Genomic DNA, 22154 nt, shown 5'->3' with positions numbered 1-22154 from the left:
ATCATATGTTCATAGCCCAGGCGTTTAAGTACAAGCACGATTGGTGGCGTTATCTCCTCCCGGCACTTGGGTTGCTGGGATTGTTCGCATTGAATTATGCCGTGGTATTGCTGTTGGATATGGATGTGGATGCCTTAATGCGGGATCAGATAGAACAAAAAGGATCTAACCGGGTGTTTTTAGAGAATCTCATCCCTTTTGCACTATTCCTTGGTGCGATCTTTGTTTGGGTGAAGTTAGTACACCAGCAGCCTATTCTATCACTTACTACAAGTAGAAAGAAAATTGACTGGGGGCGGGTCTTTTTTGGATTTGGATTGATAGCCGTTACCACAACCGGGCTAACCCTGGTTGCATATTATACCAATCCGGACGATTTTGTTCTTCAGTTCGATCTAGTACCCTTCCTGGTACTTGCCCTTATAAGCTTCTTACTTATTCCTCTGCAGTCCAGCTTTGAGGAATATATGTTCAGGGGATACCTGATGCAAGGGATTGGGGTTCTGGCAAAAAATAGGTGGATGCCGCTTATTGTAACTTCAGTTCTCTTCGGAATTATGCACTCCATGAATCCTGAAGTCGAAAAGTTGGGATACATTATTATGGTCTACTATATCGGAACGGGACTCTTCCTTGGGATCATTACCCTGATGGATGAAGGACTGGAACTAGCCCTTGGATTTCATGCAGGAAACAACATCATCGCGGCGCTTCTAGTTACTTCCGACTGGACCGTATTTCAAACCAACTCTGTATTCAAAGATATTTCCGAACCCTCTGCTGGTTTCGAGATCATCATGTCGGTAGTAATAACCTACCCGATCTTCCTTGCCCTTATGGCCTGGCGCTACAAATGGAAGGGCTGGAGTGACAAACTCTTAGGGAAAGTGGAGCCACCACCCGAGCCACTTTCAGAAGTAACCGATCAAGCATCCTAATTATTCAGCTGTGGAACTAACCTCACAAACACTTCATCCCTCCTTTAAGCTGAACGGCCTTGAATTTTCCTCGGCTGAAGAAGTGTTGAATTTTGCCGATGGGCTCCTCGAAGATGGCGATGCCCAGGAAGAAAGCGTGGTTCGATTCATAGAACAATGGTTGGATTTCAGTGAAACTGTAACCGTAAGAACTTCAGGATCCACAGGGAAACCCAAAGAGATGCAGCTTAAGAAGGAGCACATGATCAACAGTGCGAAAGCTACGGGCGCCTATTTTAAAACGGGAAGTGGTACGCGCGGTTTGTTGTGTTTATCGGCAGATTACATAGCCGGGAAAATGATGCTGGTTCGTGCCATGGTACTGGGCTGGGATCTGCACGTGGTAATGCCTTCGAAAGACTCGCTTACCGAATACGATAATGATTACGACTTTGTTGCCATGGTTCCTTACCAGGCCTGGCATTCGCTTCCTGCATTGAGCAAGGTTCAGAAAATGATCATTGGCGGGGGTCGGATACCTGCCGAACTAGAGGAGAAATTGCAGGATGTGGAAACGGAAGTTTTTGCTACCTATGGTATGACAGAGACGGCTACTCATGTTGCGGTTAGAAGGATCAACGGCCCGGCACGAAGCGAATCCTTCTCGGCCTTGCCTGATGTAAAGTTCTCAACCGATGAAAGGCAATGCCTGGTTATAAACGCACCAAAGATCCTGGATAAACCCATAACTACTAACGACGTGGTTAGTTTACATTCGCCCACCAACTTCACCTGGCACGGTCGTTACGACAACGTGATCAATAGTGGTGGTGTGAAAATCTACCCGGAAGTAGTAGAAGCTAAGCTTGCATCTGATATTGAAAGTAGTTTTATGGTTGCTTCTGAAAAAGATCCTGAGCTTGGTGAAAGGGTGATCCTGGTTTACGAAGGAGACGAACGCTCCGTGCCCAACCTATCCCGGGCTTTTGAGAAATTGGAGTCCTACGAACGACCCAAGCGCGTGTACAGCCTTTCAAAATTTGTATATACCGAAACCGGTAAACTGAAGCGAAAAGACATACTCCAGGTCCTTCAGAAATACAAATAAGGATTTTCCCTCGCCCAAAGTGGCTGTTTACTCAATTGTTGTTTATTTTCGTGAATACGGAGCTTAGTTTTATGGAAATTCTTTAAAACCAAAGCGTTATGAAAAAAATATTTACTGCTATTTTTTGCTTGTTTGTGCTTCAATCCTATGCACAAACTGTCACAGTTACCGGAACGGTGACCGATGATTACAATGTTCCCCTGAACGGTGCCACTGTTCAGGTTAAGAATGTCCAAAAAGGAGTTACAGCCGATTTTGACGGAAACTACACCATAGATGTGGAGGTAGGCCAGGAGTTGGTTTTCTCCTATGTAGGCTATGGAAAACAGACGAAAAAGGTGAATCAGGCGGGACGAATCGATGTGATTATGACCATTGAGGAGCTTGGCGTAGTCTACCTTGAGACCTATGGGGTGAAAAAAGACGAGAAGTTAAATCCGACCTCCATCACGGTCATCGATGGATCTCTCATTGAAAACAAACCTGAGACGGACGCCATTCGTTCGATAGTGGGGAAAGTACCGGGTGCACGTATTATCGGCGCATCAGGGATTAGCGGTTCAACCACTAACTTTTCCATTCGCTCATTGAGTTCCATCACAGGTGATAACACTCCACTGATCATGGTGGATGGCGCACCATTCAATGCTGGGACTAATGACATTGGCGGACTAGCCGGCGGAGGCGCCATTACCAGCAGTCGTTTTCTAGATCTGGACCCGAACAATATTGAATCGATAAAAGTACTTCGCGGACTCAGTGCAACGGTGCTCTACGGACAAGATGGAAGGAATGGGGTTGTATTGATAACCACCAAATCAGGATCACAGAAAACAGAAGAGGCCGGACCGTACGTTCCTTATAGTGAACGCTACCTCGCCGCGCAGGAAGAAACCCGTACTGCCCTGGCCAATGAACGAACAGCTGTGGAACTTGGCTACAGCAGCCCTTATCAATCCATGGTTAAATCCATCCTCAACAGTAGAGAACGGATGGCAACCTACATGGAATTGCGAAAAGGCAACGAAGAGGACCCTGCCTTCTATGTGGATGTATTTGACCGATTCAAAAAGATAGACCCGGATTTTGCCATGGGAGTGCTCAATACTTTTGCTGAAGTGGATAGTTCGGACCCTCAACTACTGAAAGTACTTGCATATAAACTGGAAGAGCAGGACAAGGATATGGATGCAGTGAAGCTGTATCGAAAGTTATTGGAGCTGCAGCCCGATGAGCCTCAGTCGTATAGAGACCTGGCATTAATGCTGGAAGAAACAGGAAATGAAAATGAAGCCATTAAGTTACTTTTCTCTGTAACTCAAAGAGCAGGTTTAGATAAAGAGTACGGTACCATTATCGAAAATGATATCACACGTATCTTAAGGAACTCAAAGGAGGCGCGTGAAACCTATAAAATTCGTGAGTCGGCCCTCAAGAAAGTAGGGAAGGACATACGAATTGTGATCGACTGGAACCGTCCTGATGTAGACCTGGATCTTACGGTTATAGATCCTAATCTCGAGATCGCCACACCTGAGAATCCACGGACACGAAAAGGAGGACGGCTAATCAGTAATAACGAAGCGGGTTATGGCCCGGAGATCTTCGAACTCCCTGAGCTACAAAGCGGATCATACTATCTCAAAGTAGGGCATCCACTGGAAGAAGGAGAGTATCTTGATGTGGAGGGTCCCACCTACGTTAAGCTAACTATCTACCGGAATTATGGACGTTCGGGACAAACCAAGGAGATACAGTTAGTTCGTATATCCGATGACAAGAAACTACAGCTGATGGATCGCATCGCTGTGCTATAACCCAATTATGAATCAGGAAAAAGAGCCGCTGTTGCGGCTCTTTTTTTTATGCTGTATATTTAGAAAAAAATTGAATTTCATGCGAATCTTACTTTTCTTTTTGTTCCTCGGAAGTCTTACAATTCAATCACAAGTCCTCAACGAATGGGACCGCGCTACACTAAAAGACGAGATCCTGGCCGATCGTTTTAATAACCTCTTACCGTCTTTAATGGATCGTGCGGATATAGACATGTGGCTGGTGATCGCCAGGGAATACAACGAGGATCCCGTGATGCGTACCATGTTGCCGGCACGATGGCTGAATGCCCGCAGAAGAACCATGCTGGTCTTTTACAGAAACAAGGAAGCGAATACTATCGATAAGCTTGCAGTTGCGCGATACGATGTAGGAGAGAATATCACTTCGGCCTGGGACAAGGAAAAGCAACCGAATCAATGGGCACGGCTGGTTGAGATCATTCGTGAGAGAAATCCCAAAAAGATAGGCATCAATATTTCGGAACACTTCGGAATTGCGGATGGCCTGGTTTATACAGATTATAGCGAACTTCTTGATGCACTTCCTGATGACCTGGAATCCAAATTGGTTTCCGCAGAAAAACTTGCCATCGGGTGGATTGAGACACGGACCGCCAAGGAAATGGAGCTGTACAACACCCTGGTAGAAATTACGCATGGCATTATTGCCGAGGCTTTTTCAGAAAAAGTAATAACACCTGGAAAAACTACAACCGATGATGTAGTGTGGTGGATGCGACAAAAAGTGACCGACATGGGCCTCGAAACATGGTTCCATCCAACGGTCGACATTCAGCGAACGGATGAGGAATTGAAGAGTCATATCTACTCCTTCACCAAAGGTGATAAGAATAAAGTGATCGTACCGGGAGATTTGCTGCATTGTGACTTCGGGATCACTTATATTGGGCTTAATACCGACTGCCAGCAGCACGCCTATGTGCTAAGGGAAGGCGAGAAGGAGGTGCCTGGTTTTCTTCGGAAAGCATTTGCCGATGGAAACCGCGTACAGGATATTTTCACATCTAATTTTAAAACAGGACTAACGGGAAACGAGATACTACTGAAATCACTTTCGGAAGGGAAAGTCGAAGGATTACGTCCTTCCATCTACACCCATCCTTTGGGGACCTATGGGCATAGTTCAGGGCCAACGATTGGAATGTGGGATTCGCAGGGAGGTGTGCCGGTGAATGGTGATTACCCACTCTATCCGAATACCGTATATGCGATCGAATTAAATACGACGGTAACTATTGATGAATGGCAAAAAGATATACGTATCATGCTGGAAGAAGCAGGATTTTATGGGGAGGATGGTTTTCGATATGTAAATGGCCGTCAAACCGAGATCAGGCCTATTCCTGCAGAATAGAGTTCATTTCTGCATTTTCAACGAGTAATCAACCGAGTGTTTTCCAGATCCGAAGAACAGGAAGAATACACAAACGATAAAGGTTAGAAGCGCCATTATAAGGTCGAACGAATTCAAATCACCCATAGCATTGATAAGAATCGCTCCAACAAGTATCGGTAGCTGTGCTAAAATGGCCCAGCGAGTAAGCAATCCAAAGGCTATTAACAAGCCTCCCACGAAATGAGCTGGCGCCACATAATGGATCATGATCATTTCACCCCCGATACTTTGCAGGGGCTGTACCAGTTCGAGGAGCATTTGAGTATTGCCCATAAAATTTATTCCTTTTATAAAGAGAAACACACCCAGGGCAATACGCAGAAAATCCAATGGGTAATAGGAATGTCTATTGGCCCATTTGTTCCAGGTTTTTATAGTTCCCATAATAAAAAGGTTTGATTCAATTTCTTAAGATACTCATTATTAAGGGAATAACCAATGATTTTTGTCAGATTTGACCCCATTATCCGTCAAGTGAATACAGAATCTACCTATTTACCTACACATCAGATACTGCAATTACCATTAAGAATATCGTCACGAGTAGGATTGTATGCATTACCCTCAACCGTATAGAAAAACTGAATACCACCAGGATTACTAACGAGGTTGAATAAACCACAAAAGTCCGTTAGGGAAGTATTGAAAATAATTGTACAATCCCCAGTGTTCAGGAGGTTCGAAAAAGCATCAAGATCTGTCAGTGAATCATTGTAAGCTATATAAAATGCATCATCAATATTAACTAATGCATCGAAAGCCTGGATAGTAGTCAATGAAGAGTTAACGTCTATACTAAAGAAGTCTCCAACGGTTTCAAGGCTTGTAAAGCCAGTGATTGAAATGAGTGCCGGATTCGCTCTTATTTTAAAATCATCTCCTGTGTTGTTGAGAGATGCAAATCCATTTATCCCTGTTAATGAAGCATTATTTCTGATGCTAAATTCTCTTTCAACTGATGCTAGAGCATTAAATCCGGAAATTGTAATCAAGTTGTCATTTTCTTCGATATATATGTCGTCTCCTGCTATTGTCAGATTATTAAAACCATTCACCACTTGAAGGCTTTGATTATTTACAATGGCAAATTCATCGTCAACCTGATCAATGTCGTGTAAAGCAGAGATATCAGTAAGAGAATCATTAAACGCAATTACCAGATAACCATTAATTGTACTGATGTTTTGAAGACCATTCAGTGAAGTTAAGATCTCATTATCACGAATGGATATATCGAAAGTGGATGTCAAATTAGCCAACGCACTGATACTCGTTAAGTTATCATTTCTTTCAATAAAAATGAAATCACCTACACTAATCAGTTGATTTAAGCCCTCAAGGGATGTTAGATTCAAATTACTACTGACTATCAGGAAACCGGTTAATTCTCTTAGATTTTTAAATCCGAGAAGATTTGTGATTCCTTCACTATTCTGAATGTCTAAACTTCCGATTTTTATAAGAGTCTGAAGTGTCGTAACATCGTTAATGCTTTGGCTTCCGAAGCTAACAATTGTTAATCTTCCCACAACCTCGGAGTAGTTTTGATATCCAAAATCGAGGAGTTCTTGTTGCGTGGTTAATGTAATGTCCCCATTAAGAATAAGCCGGTTGGCAAAGCTTAGCGTGGTTTCTGTAGCTTGATCGCTATAAACCGTTCCGCCACTATTTGTTCCATAGGAACGAATGTAATAGGTTGTCTCTTCTTCCAGGAATGCGAGCTGAGCCTTGTAAGTTCCGGGACTACTGAATGCAATCTTATCGTCATTAATGGTAGGATTAGGACTTTCAGACCAAACCACTCCAACTTCAGTTACCCCGCTGCCGCTTCCTTCTTCGCTTATTGTAAAGGAGACTGTTATACCATTGGCTCCGGTAGTTTCAATTACTACGGGTGAAGCGGTTATGGTCGTGGGATCATTATTTACCGGATCGGGATCCTGAGGATCTGGGGTTGTATCGGTATTGTCGGTACTACAACCAACCATTACCATAGAAACAATCAAAAGTAAAACAAACTTGAAATTATTCATAGCTTGATTTTTAAATGTTGAGGAAATATTCTTTAAACCTGTATCACTCCCAAATTAAAAGGCTTCTCTATGGGCGCATGATCAGCCGCTTCAATACCCATGGAGATCCAGGTACGGGTATCCAATGGATCTATCACTGCATCGGTCCAGATGCGCGACGCGGCGTAGTATGGCGAAATTTGATTGTCGTAGCGGGCCTTGATTTTGTCGTATAGTTCTTTTTCTACCTCTGGAGTGATCTCTTTGCCTTCTTTTTTCAAAGATGCAGTCTCTATCTGAAGCAGCACCTTCGCAGCACTGTTCCCGCTCATCACTGCTAATTCGGCACTTGGCCAGGCTGCTATCAATCTAGGGTCGTACGCCTTACCGCACATGGCATAATTACCAGCGCCATAGGAATTTCCAATAACAATGGTGAACTTAGGGACCACACTGTTACTTACGGCATTTACCATTTTAGCGCCGTCTTTGATGATACCTCCGTGTTCACTTTTACTGCCCACCATAAAGCCCGTAACATCTTGTATAAACACTAATGGTATTTTCTTCTGATTGCAATTTGCGATAAAGCGCGTGGCCTTATCGGCACTGTCGCTGTAGATCACGCCACCAAACTGCATTTCGCCTTTTTTGGTCTTTACGAGTTTTCGTTGGTTTGCAACTATACCAACCGCCCAACCATCGATTCGTGCGTAGCCAGTAAGAATTGTTTTACCATAACCTTCTTTGTATTGTTTAAATTCTGAATCGTCCACCAGTCGCTTGATGATCTCAAGCATGTCGTACTGGTCGGCCCGGGATTTAGGTAGAATTCCAAAGAGTTCTTTCGGATCTTCTTTTGGTGCAGATGGTGTATCTCGGTTGTAACCGGCTTTGTCGTAATCGCCAATTTTTGATACGATGTTCTTTATGGTGTCCAGTGCGTCCTTGTCGTCCTTTGCTTTATAATCGGTGACCCCGCTTATTTCGCAATGTGTTGTTGCACCACCCAGTGTTTCGTTGTCGATAGATTCACCAATAGCAGCTTTTACCAGGTAACTCCCGGCCAGAAAGATACTTCCTGTTTTATCCACGATGAGTGCTTCATCGCTCATGATCGGTAAGTATGCACCACCCGCAACGCAACTACCCATGACCGCAGCGATCTGGGTGATTCCCATACTGCTCATTACGGCGTTGTTCCTGAAGATCCTTCCGAAGTGTTCCTTGTCTGGGAAGATCTCATCCTGCATAGGCAGGTAAACCCCTGCACTGTCCACCAGGTAGATGATAGGCAATCGATTTTCCATAGCGATCTCCTGTGCCCTCAGGTTTTTTTTACCTGTGATGGGGAACCATGCCCCTGCTTTTACGGTAGCATCGTTAGCTACCACTATGCATTGTTTTCCCTGGACATAACCAATTTTCACCACAACTCCGGCACTGGGGCATCCTCCGTGCTCCTCGTACATTCCGTCCCCTGCAAAAGCACCAATTTCAATGCGATCACTCTTGTCGTCCAGAAGGTAATCAACACGTTCCCGGGCCGTCATTTTACCCTTTGCGTGATGTTTTTCTATTCTTTTAGGGCCGCCACCTTGCTTTACCTTCGTAAGGCGTTTTCGGAGTTCGGAGAGGAGTAATTTATTGTGATCTTCGTTCTTGTTGAAGTTGATATCCATTCGATCAATACATTTACTCAAAAATACAAAAGTGTGAACTTATGCTTACCGAATTCACGATTAATTAACGATATTTGTTGCTGCTCTTTAATTTCTAACTATATGATGAATAAGAATACAGTATTGGCCTGGGCAACCTTTATCATGATTTTTGTAGGTGTTGGGCTGATTATTTTAGGTGCCTTTAGGTATGAAGATGTAGCAGGATGGGGGTTTGCCGCCGTAGGTATTGGCTTCTTTGCGATAGCCTGGGTTTTTAATGCTCTGAAAGGGCGAGTTTAGTGTTCCTGGTTTATTGTTTTTAGTGTTCTTTGTTTAAAGTGAATCGGATTTAAACGGATATAAATTTAAACATATCTGTATGGGAAAAGTCCGAAAATTTGAAGATCTCGAAATCTGGCGGATCGCCAGGGAAACCAGTAAGTTTGTCGAATGTTTATTCAAAACTACCAGGATTCGTTTTAATCCAAGATTAATGAACCAAATGGAAGGTAGTTCAGGTTCAATCATGGACAATATTGCTGAAGGATTCGGAAGAGACGGAAATAGAGAATTTCATAATTTTCTTAGTTATGCAAAGGGGTCCTCGAATGAACTGAAATCACAAGCATACAGAGCACTTGACAAAGGGCTTATCACAAGTGAACAGTTTCAGAAATTATCTGAATTTTGTAATGAATTAATGAATAGGATCGGAGCGCTAATGAAATATTTAAGAGCCTCGCAATTTAAAGGCCAGAAATTCAAAAATTCTCCATAATTACGAACAACGAACAACGAACAACGAACAACAAACATCGAACAACGAACATCAAACAACAAATAACATATTTACTAAATAATGTCCGACGATAAGAAAGTTATCTTCTCAATGTCGGGAGTATCGAAGACGTACCAGAGTGCGCAGACTCCCGTTTTAAAAAATATCTATCTAAGTTTCTTCTACGGTGCCAAGATCGGTATCCTTGGTCTTAACGGTAGCGGTAAGTCCACCTTGCTGAAAATAATCGCAGGAATCGACAAGAACCACCAGGGTGATGTAGTATTCGCGCCAGGATATACCGTAGGTTACCTGGAGCAGGAGCCTCAATTAGATGAATCCAAAACGGTAATCGAGATCGTAAAAGAGGGCGTCCAGGAAGTAGTGGATGTACTGGATGAGTACAATAAGATCAACGATATGTTTGGCCTGCCGGAAGTCTATGAAAATGCAGATAAGATGCAGCAGCTTATGGACAAACAGGCGAAACTTCAGGATAAGATCGATGCTACTAACGCCTGGGAACTCGATACCAAACTTGAGATCGCTATGGATGCGCTTCGCACACCGGAAGGGGATAAGCCGATCAGTGTACTCTCCGGAGGAGAAAGGCGACGTGTAGCCCTGTGCCGACTATTACTCAAAGAGCCAGATGTGCTGCTCCTTGATGAGCCTACCAACCACCTCGATGCTGAAAGCGTGCACTGGCTGGAACATCACCTGGCTCAGTACAAAGGAACCGTGATAGCGGTAACACACGACCGATACTTTCTCGATAACGTAGCGGGATGGATTCTCGAACTCGACAGGGGAGAGGGAATACCATGGAAAGGAAACTACTCTTCATGGCTGGAGCAAAAGGCCAAGCGCCTAGAGCAGGAACAAAAACAGGCTAGTAAACGCCAGAAGACCCTTGAGCGGGAGTTGGAATGGGTGCGTATGGCTCCAAAGGGTAGACAGGCAAAACAAAAAGCTCGTTTGAGCAACTATGAGAAACTAGCGAGTGCAGACCAGAAACAACTGGACGAAAAACTGGAGATCTATATTCCCAACGGACCACGATTGGGAACCAATGTGATCGAAGCTAAGGGTGTGTCGAAAGCCTACGTTGACAAACTGCTTTACGAAGACCTGAATTTCAATTTGCCACAGGCAGGTATTGTGGGGATTATCGGTCCGAACGGAGCCGGGAAGACGACAATCTTCAGAATGATCATGGGTGAAGAGACCCCTGATAAAGGGACATTTGAGGTAGGTGAAACAGCGAAATTGGCCTATGTGGACCAGGCGCATTCCAATATTGATCCCGAAAAAACCATTTGGGAGAATTTTAGCGATGGTCAGGAACTAATTATGATGGGTGGCAGACAGGTGAATTCTCGTGCTTATCTAAGTCGGTTTAATTTCAGCGGAAGTGAACAGAATAAGAAAGTGAATATGCTGTCCGGTGGGGAGCGAAACCGCCTACACCTTGCAATGACATTGAAGGAAGAGGGGAATGTACTCTTGCTGGATGAACCAACTAACGACCTGGACATAAATACCCTGAGGGCACTGGAAGAAGGACTGGAAAACTTTGCGGGCTGCGCGGTGATCATTTCGCACGACCGTTGGTTTCTCGACAGGATCTGTACGCATATACTGGCGTTCGAAGGTGACAGCCAGGTGTACTTCTTTGAAGGTGGCTTCAGTGATTACGAAGAGAATAAGAAAAAACGTTTGGGAGGCGATCTACTTCCGAAACGAATCAAATACAAAAAACTCATTCGCTAGTTCTGCCTAATAACATACTAAAATACCAACATACTAAGATACTAGCATGCTCCAGAACATCAAAGCCATAGCCTTCGATGCCGACGACACCCTATGGGTAAACGAACCTTTTTTCAGAAATGCTGAGAAAGAGTTCTGTGAGCTGATGGTAGATTACCTGGATGAGGAACAATGCAACCGACTCTTGTTCGAGGTGGAGATGCAGAACCTTCCGCTTTATGGTTATGGAATTAAGCCATTCACGCTATCGCTTATTGAAGCTGCCATCCGATTTTCCGATGGAAAAGTTCCCATTTCAGTAATAAATACCCTCATAGAAAGAGGAAAAAAAATGCTGCAGGAACCCGTTGAAGTACTGGACGGGATCGAAGATACTTTGAAGCGTCTCAACGGCAATTATCGCTTGATAATGGCTACTAAAGGTGATCTGCTGGACCAGCAGCGCAAACTTATTAAATCGGGTCTTGAACCATACTTTCACCACATCGAGATCGTTTCGGATAAGACCGAAGCTCAGTATTCAAAACTGGTAAAGCACCTGGACGTCACACCCGAAGAATTTCTGATGGTAGGGAATTCAGTAAAAAGTGATATACTGCCCGTTCTCAATATTGGTGCACATGCCTTTCACATTCCATTTCACACTACCTGGGAGCATGAAGTGGTAAAAGAACCTGTTGAGCATCTCAACTTCAGGTTGTTGGACTCAGCCACAGAAATGCTGGAACACCTGGGAGTGGTTTAATTGCTTCTGAAAGGGTTGTTTCAATCAAATTGACTTCCCTTCCGGCTAATTAAAACATATGTTTGACTAGCCTTCGGAAATCGAGTATCTTTAACTTCTTCAAAAATTCAGCAATGAAAAAAAGATATTTTCTCGCCTTAATCACACTACTATTTTGTTTTCAACTCCAGGCACAGCTTCAGAAAGAATTTGAATACCTGGATGTGTTTCAACTTGAATACACAGGGGATCCGCGGATATCTCCCGATGGAGAATACATTGTATACCGGAGAACCGGGTTCGATGTGATGAAAGATCGATCTAAAGGTAATTTGTGGATACTAAGCACAGACGACCGAAAGATCCACCACAAGCTCACCAACTTCGAAGGTAATGAACGCCAGGCAAGATGGTCGCCCAGTGGAGACAGGATCGCCTTTGTGCGAAGTACAGACGAAGGAAGCGAGATATTTATCTATTGGACCAATACCGGAGCTACAGCTAAACTCACACAATTGGAGAAAAGTCCGTCAAATTTAAGCTGGTCGCCCGACGGCAAGCGAATAGCCTTCACCATGAAAGTAGCGGCTAAGGCACCGGTAATTGCTAAAATGCCCTCCAAGCCCAAAGGTGCAAAATGGGCGGAATCACCTAGAATTACCGATCGCCTTAAGCATGAGTCAGATGGATCCGGTTATATCGAACCCGGCTTTACACACATCTTTACAATTCCTTCGGAAGGAGGAACGCCACGGCAAATGACCAGTTGGGATCGAAACCATGGAGGAAACCTATCATGGTCGCCGGATGGACTGAAGATCTACTTTTCGGCAAACCTCAATGAAGACTGGGAATACGATTTCAGGAATTCAGAAATTTATGCGATCAATACAGAAACCCTGCTGTATGAGACTTTTACTGATCGCCCAGGGCCAGACAGCTCACCAAAGGCCTCACCCGATGGGAAATACATTGCTTCCATTGGTTTTAAAGATAAGATACAAACCTACCAGACCCGGAAAATCGAACTTATGGATGCCAACGGGAAGAACAAACGCATTCTTTCGAAGAAATTAGATCGGTCTACATCCAACATACAGTGGGCCAGTGACAGTAAGGGGCTTTACTTCATGTATAAAGACAAAGGCCTGAACAAGATCGGTTTCATAGACCTAAATGGTAAAATAACTGATATAGCGGATGACGCAGGTGGAACCACACTTGGTCGTCCCTATTCAAGTGGTAGCTACACCGTTTCTAAAAACGGAACCATCGCATATACGATCTCGTTCCCAGACCGGCCGGCGGATGTTGCGGTAATAAAAATGGGGCAGGAAGAACCAAAAATACTGACCTCGGTTAATTCGGATCTGCTAGATTACCGAATTATGGGACCAGTGGAGGAGATGTGGTATACATCTTCTTTCGATGGCCGCGAATTACATGGTTATGTGGTATATCCGCCGAAGTTCGACAAACGAAAAAAATATCCGCTTTTGGTAGAAAACCATGGTGGGCCGATACTGAATTACGGTCCGAATTTCTCTGCTGAAATGCAACTGTATGCGGCTGCAGGTTACATTGTTTTTTATCCCAACCCGAGAGGAAGTACCAGCTACGGGGAAGAGTTCGGAAATCTGTTGTACAATAATTATCCCGGTCAGGATTACAACGATGTGATGGATGGTGTGGATGCTTTGATCGCGAAAGGAAAAATTGACAAAGACCAGCTCTATGTCACTGGCGGAAGTGCCGGAGGTATTATGACGGCATGGATCGTTGGCAAGACGGATCGATTCAGAGCTGCGGTTGTGGCAAAACCGGTGGTGAACTGGATCAGTAAGACGTTGGTAGCTGACAATTATTACGGCTATGCCAATTCCCGCTATCCGGGTCAACCGTGGGAGAATTTTGAAGTCTATTGGAAATTTTCTCCGCTTTCACTGGTAGGTAATATCGAAACACCAACCATGGTAATGGTAGGAATGAACGATCTGCGCACACCGCCTAGCGAAGCTAAGCAGTTGTATCACGCTTTGAAATTACGGAAGATCGAGACGGTTTTAGTGGAAATTCCAGAGGCGTCACACGGCATCGCAGCGCGGCCGAGTAACCTGATCACCAAGATCGCACATACGTTGGCTTGGTTTGAGAAATACAAGGAATAAGATTATTCCTTGTTTGGATACCAATCTAGCTGAACTACTTTAATATCCTTTGATGCACTCGATTTCATGATCCAGCCTTTGAATTTGTTCACATCACTGAATCCTTCGCTTCCACGATAGTGATAGGGGTAGACATTTTTGGGTTTAAAGTCGACAACTGCTTTGGCAGCAGCTAATTCGGTCATGGTATAGGGTAGATTCATACAAACAAAGGCGACATCGATATCTTTCAAAGCTCGCATTTCGGGGATATCCTCTGTATCTCCGGAAATGTATACCCGTTTTTCATCCTTCTCTATCACATAACCATTACCGCGTCCCTTTATATGAAATTTCAGTGCTTCTTCCCTCAAGTTGTACATAGGAATCGCTTCCACCGCAAACCCATAACGCTCTTTGGTGTCGCCGTTATTCAGTACATCCACCTGGGCGTCAAATTCAGCAGGTAGCTTATCGGCCACTGCTTGTGGCACCATCATCTTGGTTTTATCGGTGCTTACAGCTTGCAGGGTTTCAAGGTTGAGATGGTCTCCGTGGATGTCGGTTATAAGGATGAGGTCCGGTGACGGCTTACCTGCAAATGCTTCAGCACCACCTACCGGATCCACGTAAATGATGGTTCCGTCCCAGTTCAGGACCATGGTAGCATGGGAAATGGGTGTGATCTCAAACTTCTCTTCTTGCTGAACCACCATCTCATTGTCGGCAATGGGTTCTGATTCGGCTATTGCCGGTTGTTCTTTCTCGGATTTACAGCTGGTGAGGACTGCCGCAAATAGCAATACATAAAGGAATTTCATAGTAGATACTTTTCGTAAAAATACGAAGTTTATCCCCACTCAAACCTGCTACAAGGTTAATTCCATCTTAATATTACTTCGTTTATAAGGGCTGTTGGCTTCCACGGGTACTTCTACGAATCCGTACTTTCGATAGATATGTATGGCGTTTTCCAGTATGGTGTTAGAATAGAGTAGAAGCTTTGTTTCGCCCCGTTCCTTTGCGAAATCAATGCAGTATTGCATCAATAATTGACCGATCTTTTTACCTCTTGCTGAAGGGTGAACGGCCATTTTTGTGAGTTCAAGGCAACCGCTTATGTGGGGCATCAGCGCAACAGTTCCGAGGATTTTTTCTCCCTGCTTCACAAAGAATATATGACCGCCAGGATCAATTATGAATTGCTGAGGATCACTAAGCACCTCCCGGTCGAAATCTTCCACATAAAAATAAGTTTCCAACCATTCAATATTGAGGTCGTAGAAATGGGAAGAATATTCCTTTTGAAACGGAACGATCTCGAGTTCCATGATTACAATTTCGTATCGATCTGCTTTATCGCTTGCTGTTCACGGCTGTTTGCCGATTCGTAGATGTCTTTAGCTCTTTTCAGTATATCTTCAGCATAATCCCGATCCTTGATATCCTTGGCATTGATCCTAACGTTGAAATAAGCACCAACTACCGCTGCCCTCGCACATAGAATTCCCACCCCTGCATCCGAAAGGGAAGTCTGAAGTCCTTTGTCCATCATTGCTTCCATTACCTCCATGGAATCATGGGCTGTTTCCATAACCTGGAAGGGGATTTCAGTGGCGTATTTAGTGGCCTCTTCGATAGCTTCGGCTCTTGCAGTTTTTTCTTCTTCTGTGGATTTAGGCATTCTAAAACCATCGATGATCTTGTTAAACGCATTGGTGTCTTCGTCTACTAGGTAGAGTAATTTATTCAGGTATTCCTGGCCTTTTTCGGCCCACTTGGAGAAGAATTCCCATTGGTCATCCCAACCGGCCTTATGTCCCGATAAATTTGCAACCATGGTCCCGAGCGCAACGCCTAAACTTCCTGCATAGGCCGAAATCGAACCACCGCCGGGCGCCATGGATTCGCCCGCTGTTTCATCTGCAAAATCGGTTATCGAAAGATCGACCAGTTTTTTTTCTTCGGAATCCATCATGTACTCAATGATCTTCTCCTTGGGGTTGAACGGTTTCAGGTCGTCCAGGCCAAGTGATTTCACGGCGATCTTGATCTTTTCACTTTCTGAAATACCCAACGATCGTTGCTGTTTCAGTAAAAAATAATCGGCGGCATCCAGCATGGCTTGCAATGGAACCAGCCCAACCAATTCTGAACCTGTCACCCTAAGCCCTCTTTTATCGGCGGCCTTACAGGATTCGTCGAAAGCAACATGCATGGAGGTTATCGAAATGTTTGTAAGGTTGTAGGATATCTGGGCGATGCCATATTCCTCAATATACCAGCCAATTCCTTTTACCGCTTTTAGTTTTCCGGGAATACGCACAGGTTCACCGTTTTCGTCCACTACTTTTTTTCCGGTGATCGGGTTCCCTTCCCGTTTCACCCTTCCGGCCTCGCGAATATCGAAGGCAATTGAATTGGCGCGTCGGGTTGAGGTGGTGTTCAGGTTTATGTTGTATGCGATTAGGAAATCACGCGCAGAGATGGCCGTAGCACCGGTCTTAGCAACTGCATCGTTGAACTCGGCCGGTCCGAAATCCGGTTTCCAGCGCGGGTCCACTAGTTTTTTTGCCAGGCCTTCGTACTCACCCGATCGGCAATTTGCCAGGTTTTTTCTTTTTTCTTCTGAAGCCGCTTGCTCGTAGAAATATCCTGGAATTCCAAGTTCTTTACCAACTCGTTCACCGAGTTTGTGTGCATAATCAGCAGCTTCTTCCATGGTGATGTTGCTGATTGGCACTAACGGACAAACATCGGTGGCACCAAAGCGGGGATGTTCGCCACTGTGCTTCGACATATCGATGAGTTCAGAAGCTTTTTTTATGAGTCGGAAGGCGGCTTCGATCACTGGTTCCGGCTCTCCTACAAAAGTAATGACGGTCCGGTTTGTGGCATTTCCGGGGTCGACATCCAGTAGTTTTACTCCTTCAACAGTTTCAACCACACCTGCGATTGCCTTGATCTTTTCGGCATCGCGGCCTTCGCTGATATTAGGTACACATTCGATTAGTTGTCTTTGCATGATAATTCTATTGATTAAGCGGTTAGATCGAGCACAAGAGAAGCAAGTGCTTTACCAACAGTATTGACTTCTGTTTTTTCCGGGATGGCTTCACAAATATGCACGTAGGAGGGAAGCGGGTTCTTTGAAAAGAATCTCGCAAACTGCCGCGCCTGTGTCATACTAAAACCGGTTGGGGTCTCAGCGCTGGATGGGAAACCTTCAATTGCATCCACGTCTATCTCCAGTCCGAATTTCTTATTCCTGATGAACTGCTTTGCTACCTTCACCGCCTGATGAAACGGGGGGTTCTCACGAATGATCACATCCTCAAAAAAGTAGAACCCGATCCGGTTCTTGAATTGCTCCATCCTGTTGTACACCTCCTGGGCCGTATAGCTCTTGTGAATACCGAAAATGGCGTACCTGTCCACGTAGCCTTTTTCCATGGCATAGGAAAAGGCATTCTCATTATGACGGTGGGTTAATGCTTTGAAGTTGCTATCAGCGTCCATACTTACTACATTGATTGGTCCTCCCAGTGCGTCACTTACTCCTTTCACAAGGCCAAAACCATTGTTGTGACCGCCACCAATAGCAACCGGGATCTTGCCTGTAGATACAATGAAACGAACCAATTGTGAAACCTCGAGATCAATTTGTTCTACCAGTTTACCAATGGTCTCTCCGAAGTTATCTCCATCGGGGTCCAATAGCGAAGCTGTCCTCATTTCCTTGCTGAAATCAAGGTCTCCCAGAATTATAATGGATTCTGGTTTGGTGAGACTGTTTGCCTGCATATCAAGCAATGCTTTCAAACAAGCTTCCCAGGCATCCGAACTTCCTTTTCTACCATAATTCGCCAGTACGCCTACATCTTCTTTAATTCCGAAGAGCACATAAGGTGCCCTCTGTTTTTTTATGTCCTCAAGCTTTTCAACAACGCCTACTACTTCCGCGAACTTTTTTTCTCCTTCCGTCAGGCGAACCTGCGAAGTGAGAAACTCCCGATTGTATATCTTCAAACCATTCATAAGAGTTGTCCGTTACAAATTACACTGTCGATACAATTACTTCCGAAGGAATAAGGAAGGAAACCGTAAGATGGAATCTCTTTCGTTATTATCAGGTTGGCTTTTTTTCCCTTCGTTATGCTGCCATGTGTTTCACTTAAACCCATGGCATAGGCTGCATTTACAGTAGCAGCATTGATAGCTTCTTCAGGAGTAAGCTTCATTTTGATACAGGCCGAGGCTACAACAAAATTCATGTTTCCGGTAGGCGAGGAGCCTGGATTGAAATCGGTAGCAAGAGCCAAAGGTACTCCTGCATCGATAAGGGTGCGTCCAGGGGTGTAAGGAATTCCGAGGAAAAAAGAACAGGCGGGAAGTGCTACCGCCATGGTGTCGGAATGTTGCAGATCTTTTATATCGTCGTCACTAAGTACCTCGAGGTGATCCACTGTTAGGGCATTGTGTTTTATACTTACCGCAATCCCACCGATGGAATTAAACTGATTCACATGAATCTTCGGGATGAGATCGAATTTAACAGCGCAGGAGAGAATTCGATCGGTGTCTTCAACGCTAAAATAGCCCTCTTCACAGAACACATCCACGTAGTCCGCCAGTTTTCCTTCAGCCACTGCGGGAAGCATTTCGTTACAGATCAGGTCGATATAGGCGTCTTTATTGTTTTTGAATTCTTTCGGAACTGCGTGAGCACCGAGAAAAGTAGTTTTTACAGTCACCGGGTATTCCTGGTCCAGTCTTTTCGCAACGCGCAACATTTTTAGTTCAGCTTCGGTAGTTAGTCCGTAACCACTCTTAATTTCTATAGCGCCTGTTCCGAGACTCATGACTTCTTCCAGTCGTTTAGCTGATTGCCGGAATAGCTCTTCTTCGGAAGTTTCCTGAAGCTTTTTGGCACTGTTGAGGATCCCACCTCCTTTTTCGGCGATCTCCTGGTAGCTCAATCCGTTGATCCTGTCAACGAATTCCTGTTCCCTGTTTCCCGCGTAGACTAAGTGTGTATGTGAATCGCACCAGGAGGGGAGGACTATTTTACCGCTGCAATCGATCACCTGGTCGAATGAGCCTTCAGGAGTTGCCTCCATTCCTCCGAAATTGAGGATGCGATCGTCCTCTATAAGTAACCAGGCATTTTTGAGTGTGGGAAGATCGTTCATCTCCGGGCCACTTAAAGCTCTTACCGGAAATTCCCGTATTTGCAAGAGTTCCTTGATGTTGGTTAGCAAAACATTCATCGATCAAAGATAGCAAACCTGAAAAGGAATTTATAACTTAGTACAGTAAAAAAATTCAGGTAAAATGAAATCGAAATCACCAGGTGTAAACACCATTTGCACTCATGTAGGTGAGCTGTTAGACGAGCAACACAAAGGGGCTATTTCTCCTTTGTATATGGCGAGTTCTTATGCTTATGAAGATGTGGAGGTAAAACGTTATCCGCGTTACTTCAACACTCCGAACCAGGAGGGATTATCAAAGAAAGTAGCTGCGTTGGAGCATTGTGAAGCCGGGTTGATCTTCGGAAGTGGGATGGCAGCGATCAGTCATACTATGCTTGCTTTTTTGCAGAAAGGAGACCATGTGGTTGTTCAGAAGACCATTTACGGTGGTGCGTTTAATTTTATGGTTGAGGAATTTCCCAAGTACGGGATAGCGTATGATTTTACCGATGGTTTTTCTGAAGATGATTTCAGAACTAAGATCAAGCCCAACACAAAAGTTATCTACGTTGAAACACCTTCAAATCCGCTGATGCTCATTACCGATTTGAAAATGATCGTTCGGTTGGCAAAGGAGTTTAATTTAGTATCGATGATCGACAACACTTTCGCATCACCCATAAACCAAACCCCTGCCGATTTCGGAATCGATATTATGATCCATAGTGCTACCAAGTATATGGGAGGCCATAGCGATATATGTGCCGGAGCTGTAGCTGCTTCAGAAGAAAATATTCAAAGGATCTGGAACGTTGGGAAGAACCTGGGCGGTAGTTTAAGTGATCAAACCGTTTGGTTACTGGAGCGAAGTATGAAAACCCTCGGAATTCGTGTAAAAGCCCAAAATCGGAATGCAAAAAAGATAGCTAAATGGCTGGATGCACATGAGTTGGTGGCCAGGGTGTATTATCCCGGCTTAAAGACCCATCCCGATCACGACCTGGCCAAAAAGCAGATGAAGGGCTATACAGGGATGATGTCGTTTGAGCTTGTACCAAGCGTTGATCCGGAGAAATTCATGAGAACACTTAAGTTGATAAAGCAATCAATGAGTCTCGCCGGTGTTGAATCTACGATTTTGTCGCCTGCCAAGACCTCTCATGCTTTGCTAACTCCCCAAGAGCGTGAACGACAAGGTATTTCGGATGGACTGCTGCGTTTTTCAATAGGTATAGAAGACAAGAAAGACATTATTGCCGATCTGCAACAGGCCTTTGAAGCTATTACCCGGGATCAATTACAAAATTCAACAGTATGAAGTTAGACATCTTAGCCATTGGGGCGCATCCCGATGATGTGGAAATGAGTTGTGGGGCAACCCTGGCCAAAGAGATAGCGGCAGGAAAGACAGTGGGTATACTCGATCTTACCCGGGGAGAATTAGGTACACGTGGAAGTGCGGCAATAAGGAAGGAAGAAGCAGATAGGGCAGCAGAGATCCTGGGAGTTAAAGTGAGGGAGAACCTGGGGCTTAAGGACGGATTTTTTCAGAATGATGCTGAATCCCAACTCGCAATTATCCAGGTGTTGAGAAAGTATCGTCCTGATGTGGTACTTTGTAATGCGGTGGACGACCGACATATCGATCATGGAAAAGGCAGTAAGCTTACCAGCGACGCTTGTTTTCTCAGCGGACTCCGACGCATAGAAACTAAATTGGATGGTGAGGCTCAGGAAGCCTGGCGACCGAAGCATGTGTATCACTACATTCAATGGAAGGATCTTGAGCCGGATTTCGTAGTTGATGTTTCCGGATTCATGGACAAGAAACTGGAGGCGGTCTTTGCTTATAAGAGCCAGTTCTACGACGAAAATTCAAAGGAACCGGAAACACCTATCTCCAGTAAGAATGCCACTGAGAGTTTGAGGTATAAGAATCGTAACCTAGGACGATTAATTGGCACGGAATATGGGGAAGGATATACTGTAGAAAGATACGTAGCCATAAACTCCCTGGACGACCTTATTTAAAAAATAGCTAAGGGTATTGTACAGGCAGGCTAAAAGATTTATATTTGCGTCCGCTTATAATACGGAGCACACATGGTGGTTGTAGCTCAGTTGGTTAGAGCACTAGATTGTGGTTCTAGGGGTCGCGGGTTCGAATCCCGTCTTCCACCCATAAAGCCTTCAACAAAAGTTGAAGGCTTTCTTGTTTTCAGAACCGAAGCTTGCTTCAGGTTTCAGAAAACAAGAAAGAATTTCGTGCGAAGCGCGAAGGCTTTATGAGCAGTTCTCCCATCTCTGGGATCACGAGCGTCTCTGATCACCGAAGTTTTAACGAAGGTGATAGCGAGTAATCCCGAGACCCTGAATCGAGTTCAGAATGACAAGGAATGAAAAGCACATTGAAGCCATAGTATCTGCAGCGGTGTATTAAGGAATAGCCACCACGCCGGCTGGCCCCTTCGCTAAAAGTGTCCACCGGACACTTTTTTTACGCTTGGTCCGGGATCACGAGCGTCTCTGATCACCGAAGTTTTAACGAAGGTGATAGCGAGTAATCCCGAGACCCTGAATC

The 22154-nt window shown here is 44.6% G+C and carries 19 protein-coding genes and 1 tRNA gene; 12 read left to right on the top strand and 8 right to left on the bottom strand.

What is annotated here, in order from left to right:
* The first annotated feature begins 5 nt into the window (after window positions 1–5).
* From J1N09_RS06925 to J1N09_RS06910, 4 genes are all read left to right on the top strand, one after another.
* Window positions 6–938: a CPBP family intramembrane glutamic endopeptidase gene (locus tag J1N09_RS06925; RefSeq protein WP_265199217.1), complete on the top strand. Its 933-nt coding sequence runs from the start codon at window positions 6–8 to the stop codon at window positions 936–938.
* Window positions 939–948: 10 nt separating this feature from the next.
* The gene (locus J1N09_RS06920) at window positions 949–2025 is read left to right on the top strand and encodes an AMP-binding protein (protein ID WP_265199216.1); all 1077 of its coding nucleotides are present in this window, start codon (window positions 949–951) and stop codon (window positions 2023–2025) included.
* Window positions 2026–2123: 98 nt separating this feature from the next.
* On the top strand, window positions 2124–3842 hold the full coding sequence (locus J1N09_RS06915; RefSeq protein ID WP_265199214.1) for a TonB-dependent receptor plug domain-containing protein: 1719 nt from the start codon (window positions 2124–2126) through the stop codon (window positions 3840–3842).
* Window positions 3843–3921: 79 nt separating this feature from the next.
* Window positions 3922–5238: a M24 family metallopeptidase gene (locus tag J1N09_RS06910; protein WP_265199213.1), complete on the top strand. Its 1317-nt coding sequence runs from the start codon at window positions 3922–3924 to the stop codon at window positions 5236–5238.
* A gap of 3 nt (window positions 5239–5241) precedes the next feature.
* On the opposite strand, the gene J1N09_RS06905 is transcribed toward J1N09_RS06910, so the two are convergent.
* The 3 genes from J1N09_RS06905 to J1N09_RS06895 all read right to left on the bottom strand — a co-directional run bounded on the left by J1N09_RS06905 (window position 5242) and on the right by J1N09_RS06895 (window position 8974).
* On the bottom strand, window positions 5242–5664 hold the full coding sequence (locus J1N09_RS06905; protein WP_265199211.1) for a DoxX family protein: 423 nt from the start codon (window positions 5662–5664) through the stop codon (window positions 5242–5244).
* Window positions 5665–5786: 122 nt separating this feature from the next.
* A complete protein-coding gene (locus tag J1N09_RS06900) occupies window positions 5787–7313 on the bottom strand; it encodes a hypothetical protein (RefSeq protein WP_265199209.1) in 1527 nt (508 codons plus the stop codon).
* 32 nt (window positions 7314–7345) lie between these two features.
* Window positions 7346–8974: an acyl-CoA carboxylase subunit beta gene (locus J1N09_RS06895; RefSeq protein ID WP_265199207.1), complete on the bottom strand. Its 1629-nt coding sequence runs from the start codon at window positions 8972–8974 to the stop codon at window positions 7346–7348.
* 105 nt (window positions 8975–9079) lie between these two features.
* Between J1N09_RS06895 and J1N09_RS06890 the strand changes: the two genes are divergently transcribed.
* From J1N09_RS06890 to J1N09_RS06870, 5 genes are all read left to right on the top strand, one after another.
* On the top strand, window positions 9080–9256 hold the full coding sequence (locus J1N09_RS06890; protein ID WP_265199411.1) for a CAL67264 family membrane protein: 177 nt from the start codon (window positions 9080–9082) through the stop codon (window positions 9254–9256).
* Window positions 9257–9335: 79 nt separating this feature from the next.
* Window positions 9336–9734: a four helix bundle protein gene (locus tag J1N09_RS06885; protein ID WP_265199205.1), complete on the top strand. Its 399-nt coding sequence runs from the start codon at window positions 9336–9338 to the stop codon at window positions 9732–9734.
* Between the two features lie 81 nt (window positions 9735–9815).
* Entirely contained in the window at window positions 9816–11507 is a 1692-nt protein-coding gene (gene ettA, locus J1N09_RS06880; RefSeq protein ID WP_265199203.1) for an energy-dependent translational throttle protein EttA, read from the top strand.
* A 46-nt stretch (window positions 11508–11553) separates the two neighbouring features.
* Window positions 11554–12252, top strand: coding sequence for an HAD family hydrolase (locus J1N09_RS06875; protein ID WP_265199202.1), 699 nt, complete (start codon window positions 11554–11556; stop codon window positions 12250–12252).
* A gap of 113 nt (window positions 12253–12365) precedes the next feature.
* Window positions 12366–14399, top strand: a complete 2034-nt coding sequence (locus tag J1N09_RS06870) for a prolyl oligopeptidase family serine peptidase (protein WP_265199201.1) — start codon at window positions 12366–12368, stop codon at window positions 14397–14399.
* Between the two features lie 2 nt (window positions 14400–14401).
* Here J1N09_RS06870 and J1N09_RS06865 read toward each other — a convergent pair whose 3' ends face one another.
* The 5 genes from J1N09_RS06865 to hutI are packed head-to-tail and all read right to left on the bottom strand — an operon-like array spanning window position 14402 to window position 19648.
* Window positions 14402–15199, bottom strand: coding sequence for an MBL fold metallo-hydrolase (locus J1N09_RS06865; protein WP_265199199.1), 798 nt, complete (start codon window positions 15197–15199; stop codon window positions 14402–14404).
* 48 nt (window positions 15200–15247) lie between these two features.
* Window positions 15248–15709, bottom strand: coding sequence for a GNAT family N-acetyltransferase (locus J1N09_RS06860; RefSeq protein WP_265199198.1), 462 nt, complete (start codon window positions 15707–15709; stop codon window positions 15248–15250).
* 2 nt (window positions 15710–15711) lie between these two features.
* Window positions 15712–17403 carry a glutamate formimidoyltransferase gene (ftcD, locus tag J1N09_RS06855; RefSeq protein WP_265199195.1) on the bottom strand — a complete coding sequence of 564 codons (1692 nt, stop codon included), beginning with the start codon at window positions 17401–17403 and terminating at the stop codon, window positions 15712–15714.
* Between the two features lie 14 nt (window positions 17404–17417).
* Window positions 17418–18407 carry an arginase family protein gene (locus J1N09_RS06850; protein ID WP_265199194.1) on the bottom strand — a complete coding sequence of 330 codons (990 nt, stop codon included), beginning with the start codon at window positions 18405–18407 and terminating at the stop codon, window positions 17418–17420.
* A 5-nt stretch (window positions 18408–18412) separates the two neighbouring features.
* Window positions 18413–19648 (bottom strand): imidazolonepropionase, encoded by a 1236-nt coding sequence (hutI, locus tag J1N09_RS06845; protein WP_265199193.1) that lies wholly within the window; start codon window positions 19646–19648, stop codon window positions 18413–18415.
* A gap of 64 nt (window positions 19649–19712) precedes the next feature.
* Between hutI and J1N09_RS06840 the strand changes: the two genes are divergently transcribed.
* The 3 genes from J1N09_RS06840 to J1N09_RS06830 all read left to right on the top strand — a co-directional run bounded on the left by J1N09_RS06840 (window position 19713) and on the right by J1N09_RS06830 (window position 21754).
* Window positions 19713–20891 (top strand): trans-sulfuration enzyme family protein, encoded by a 1179-nt coding sequence (locus tag J1N09_RS06840; RefSeq protein WP_265199192.1) that lies wholly within the window; start codon window positions 19713–19715, stop codon window positions 20889–20891.
* Entirely contained in the window at window positions 20888–21604 is a 717-nt protein-coding gene (gene bshB1 / locus J1N09_RS06835; protein ID WP_265199191.1) for a bacillithiol biosynthesis deacetylase BshB1, read from the top strand. Before J1N09_RS06840 ends, bshB1 begins: the two co-directional genes overlap by 4 nt.
* 74 nt (window positions 21605–21678) lie before the next feature.
* Window positions 21679–21754: transfer RNA gene (locus J1N09_RS06830), tRNA-His, on the top strand.
* Window positions 21755–22154 lie beyond the last annotated feature (400 nt).

Source organism: Aureitalea sp. L0-47 (assembly GCF_026126405.1).
Taxonomy (GTDB): domain Bacteria; phylum Bacteroidota; class Bacteroidia; order Flavobacteriales; family Flavobacteriaceae; genus Pukyongia.
The sequence above is the reverse complement of the archived record's forward strand: the minus strand, read 5'-3'. Positions and strand labels throughout refer to the sequence as shown.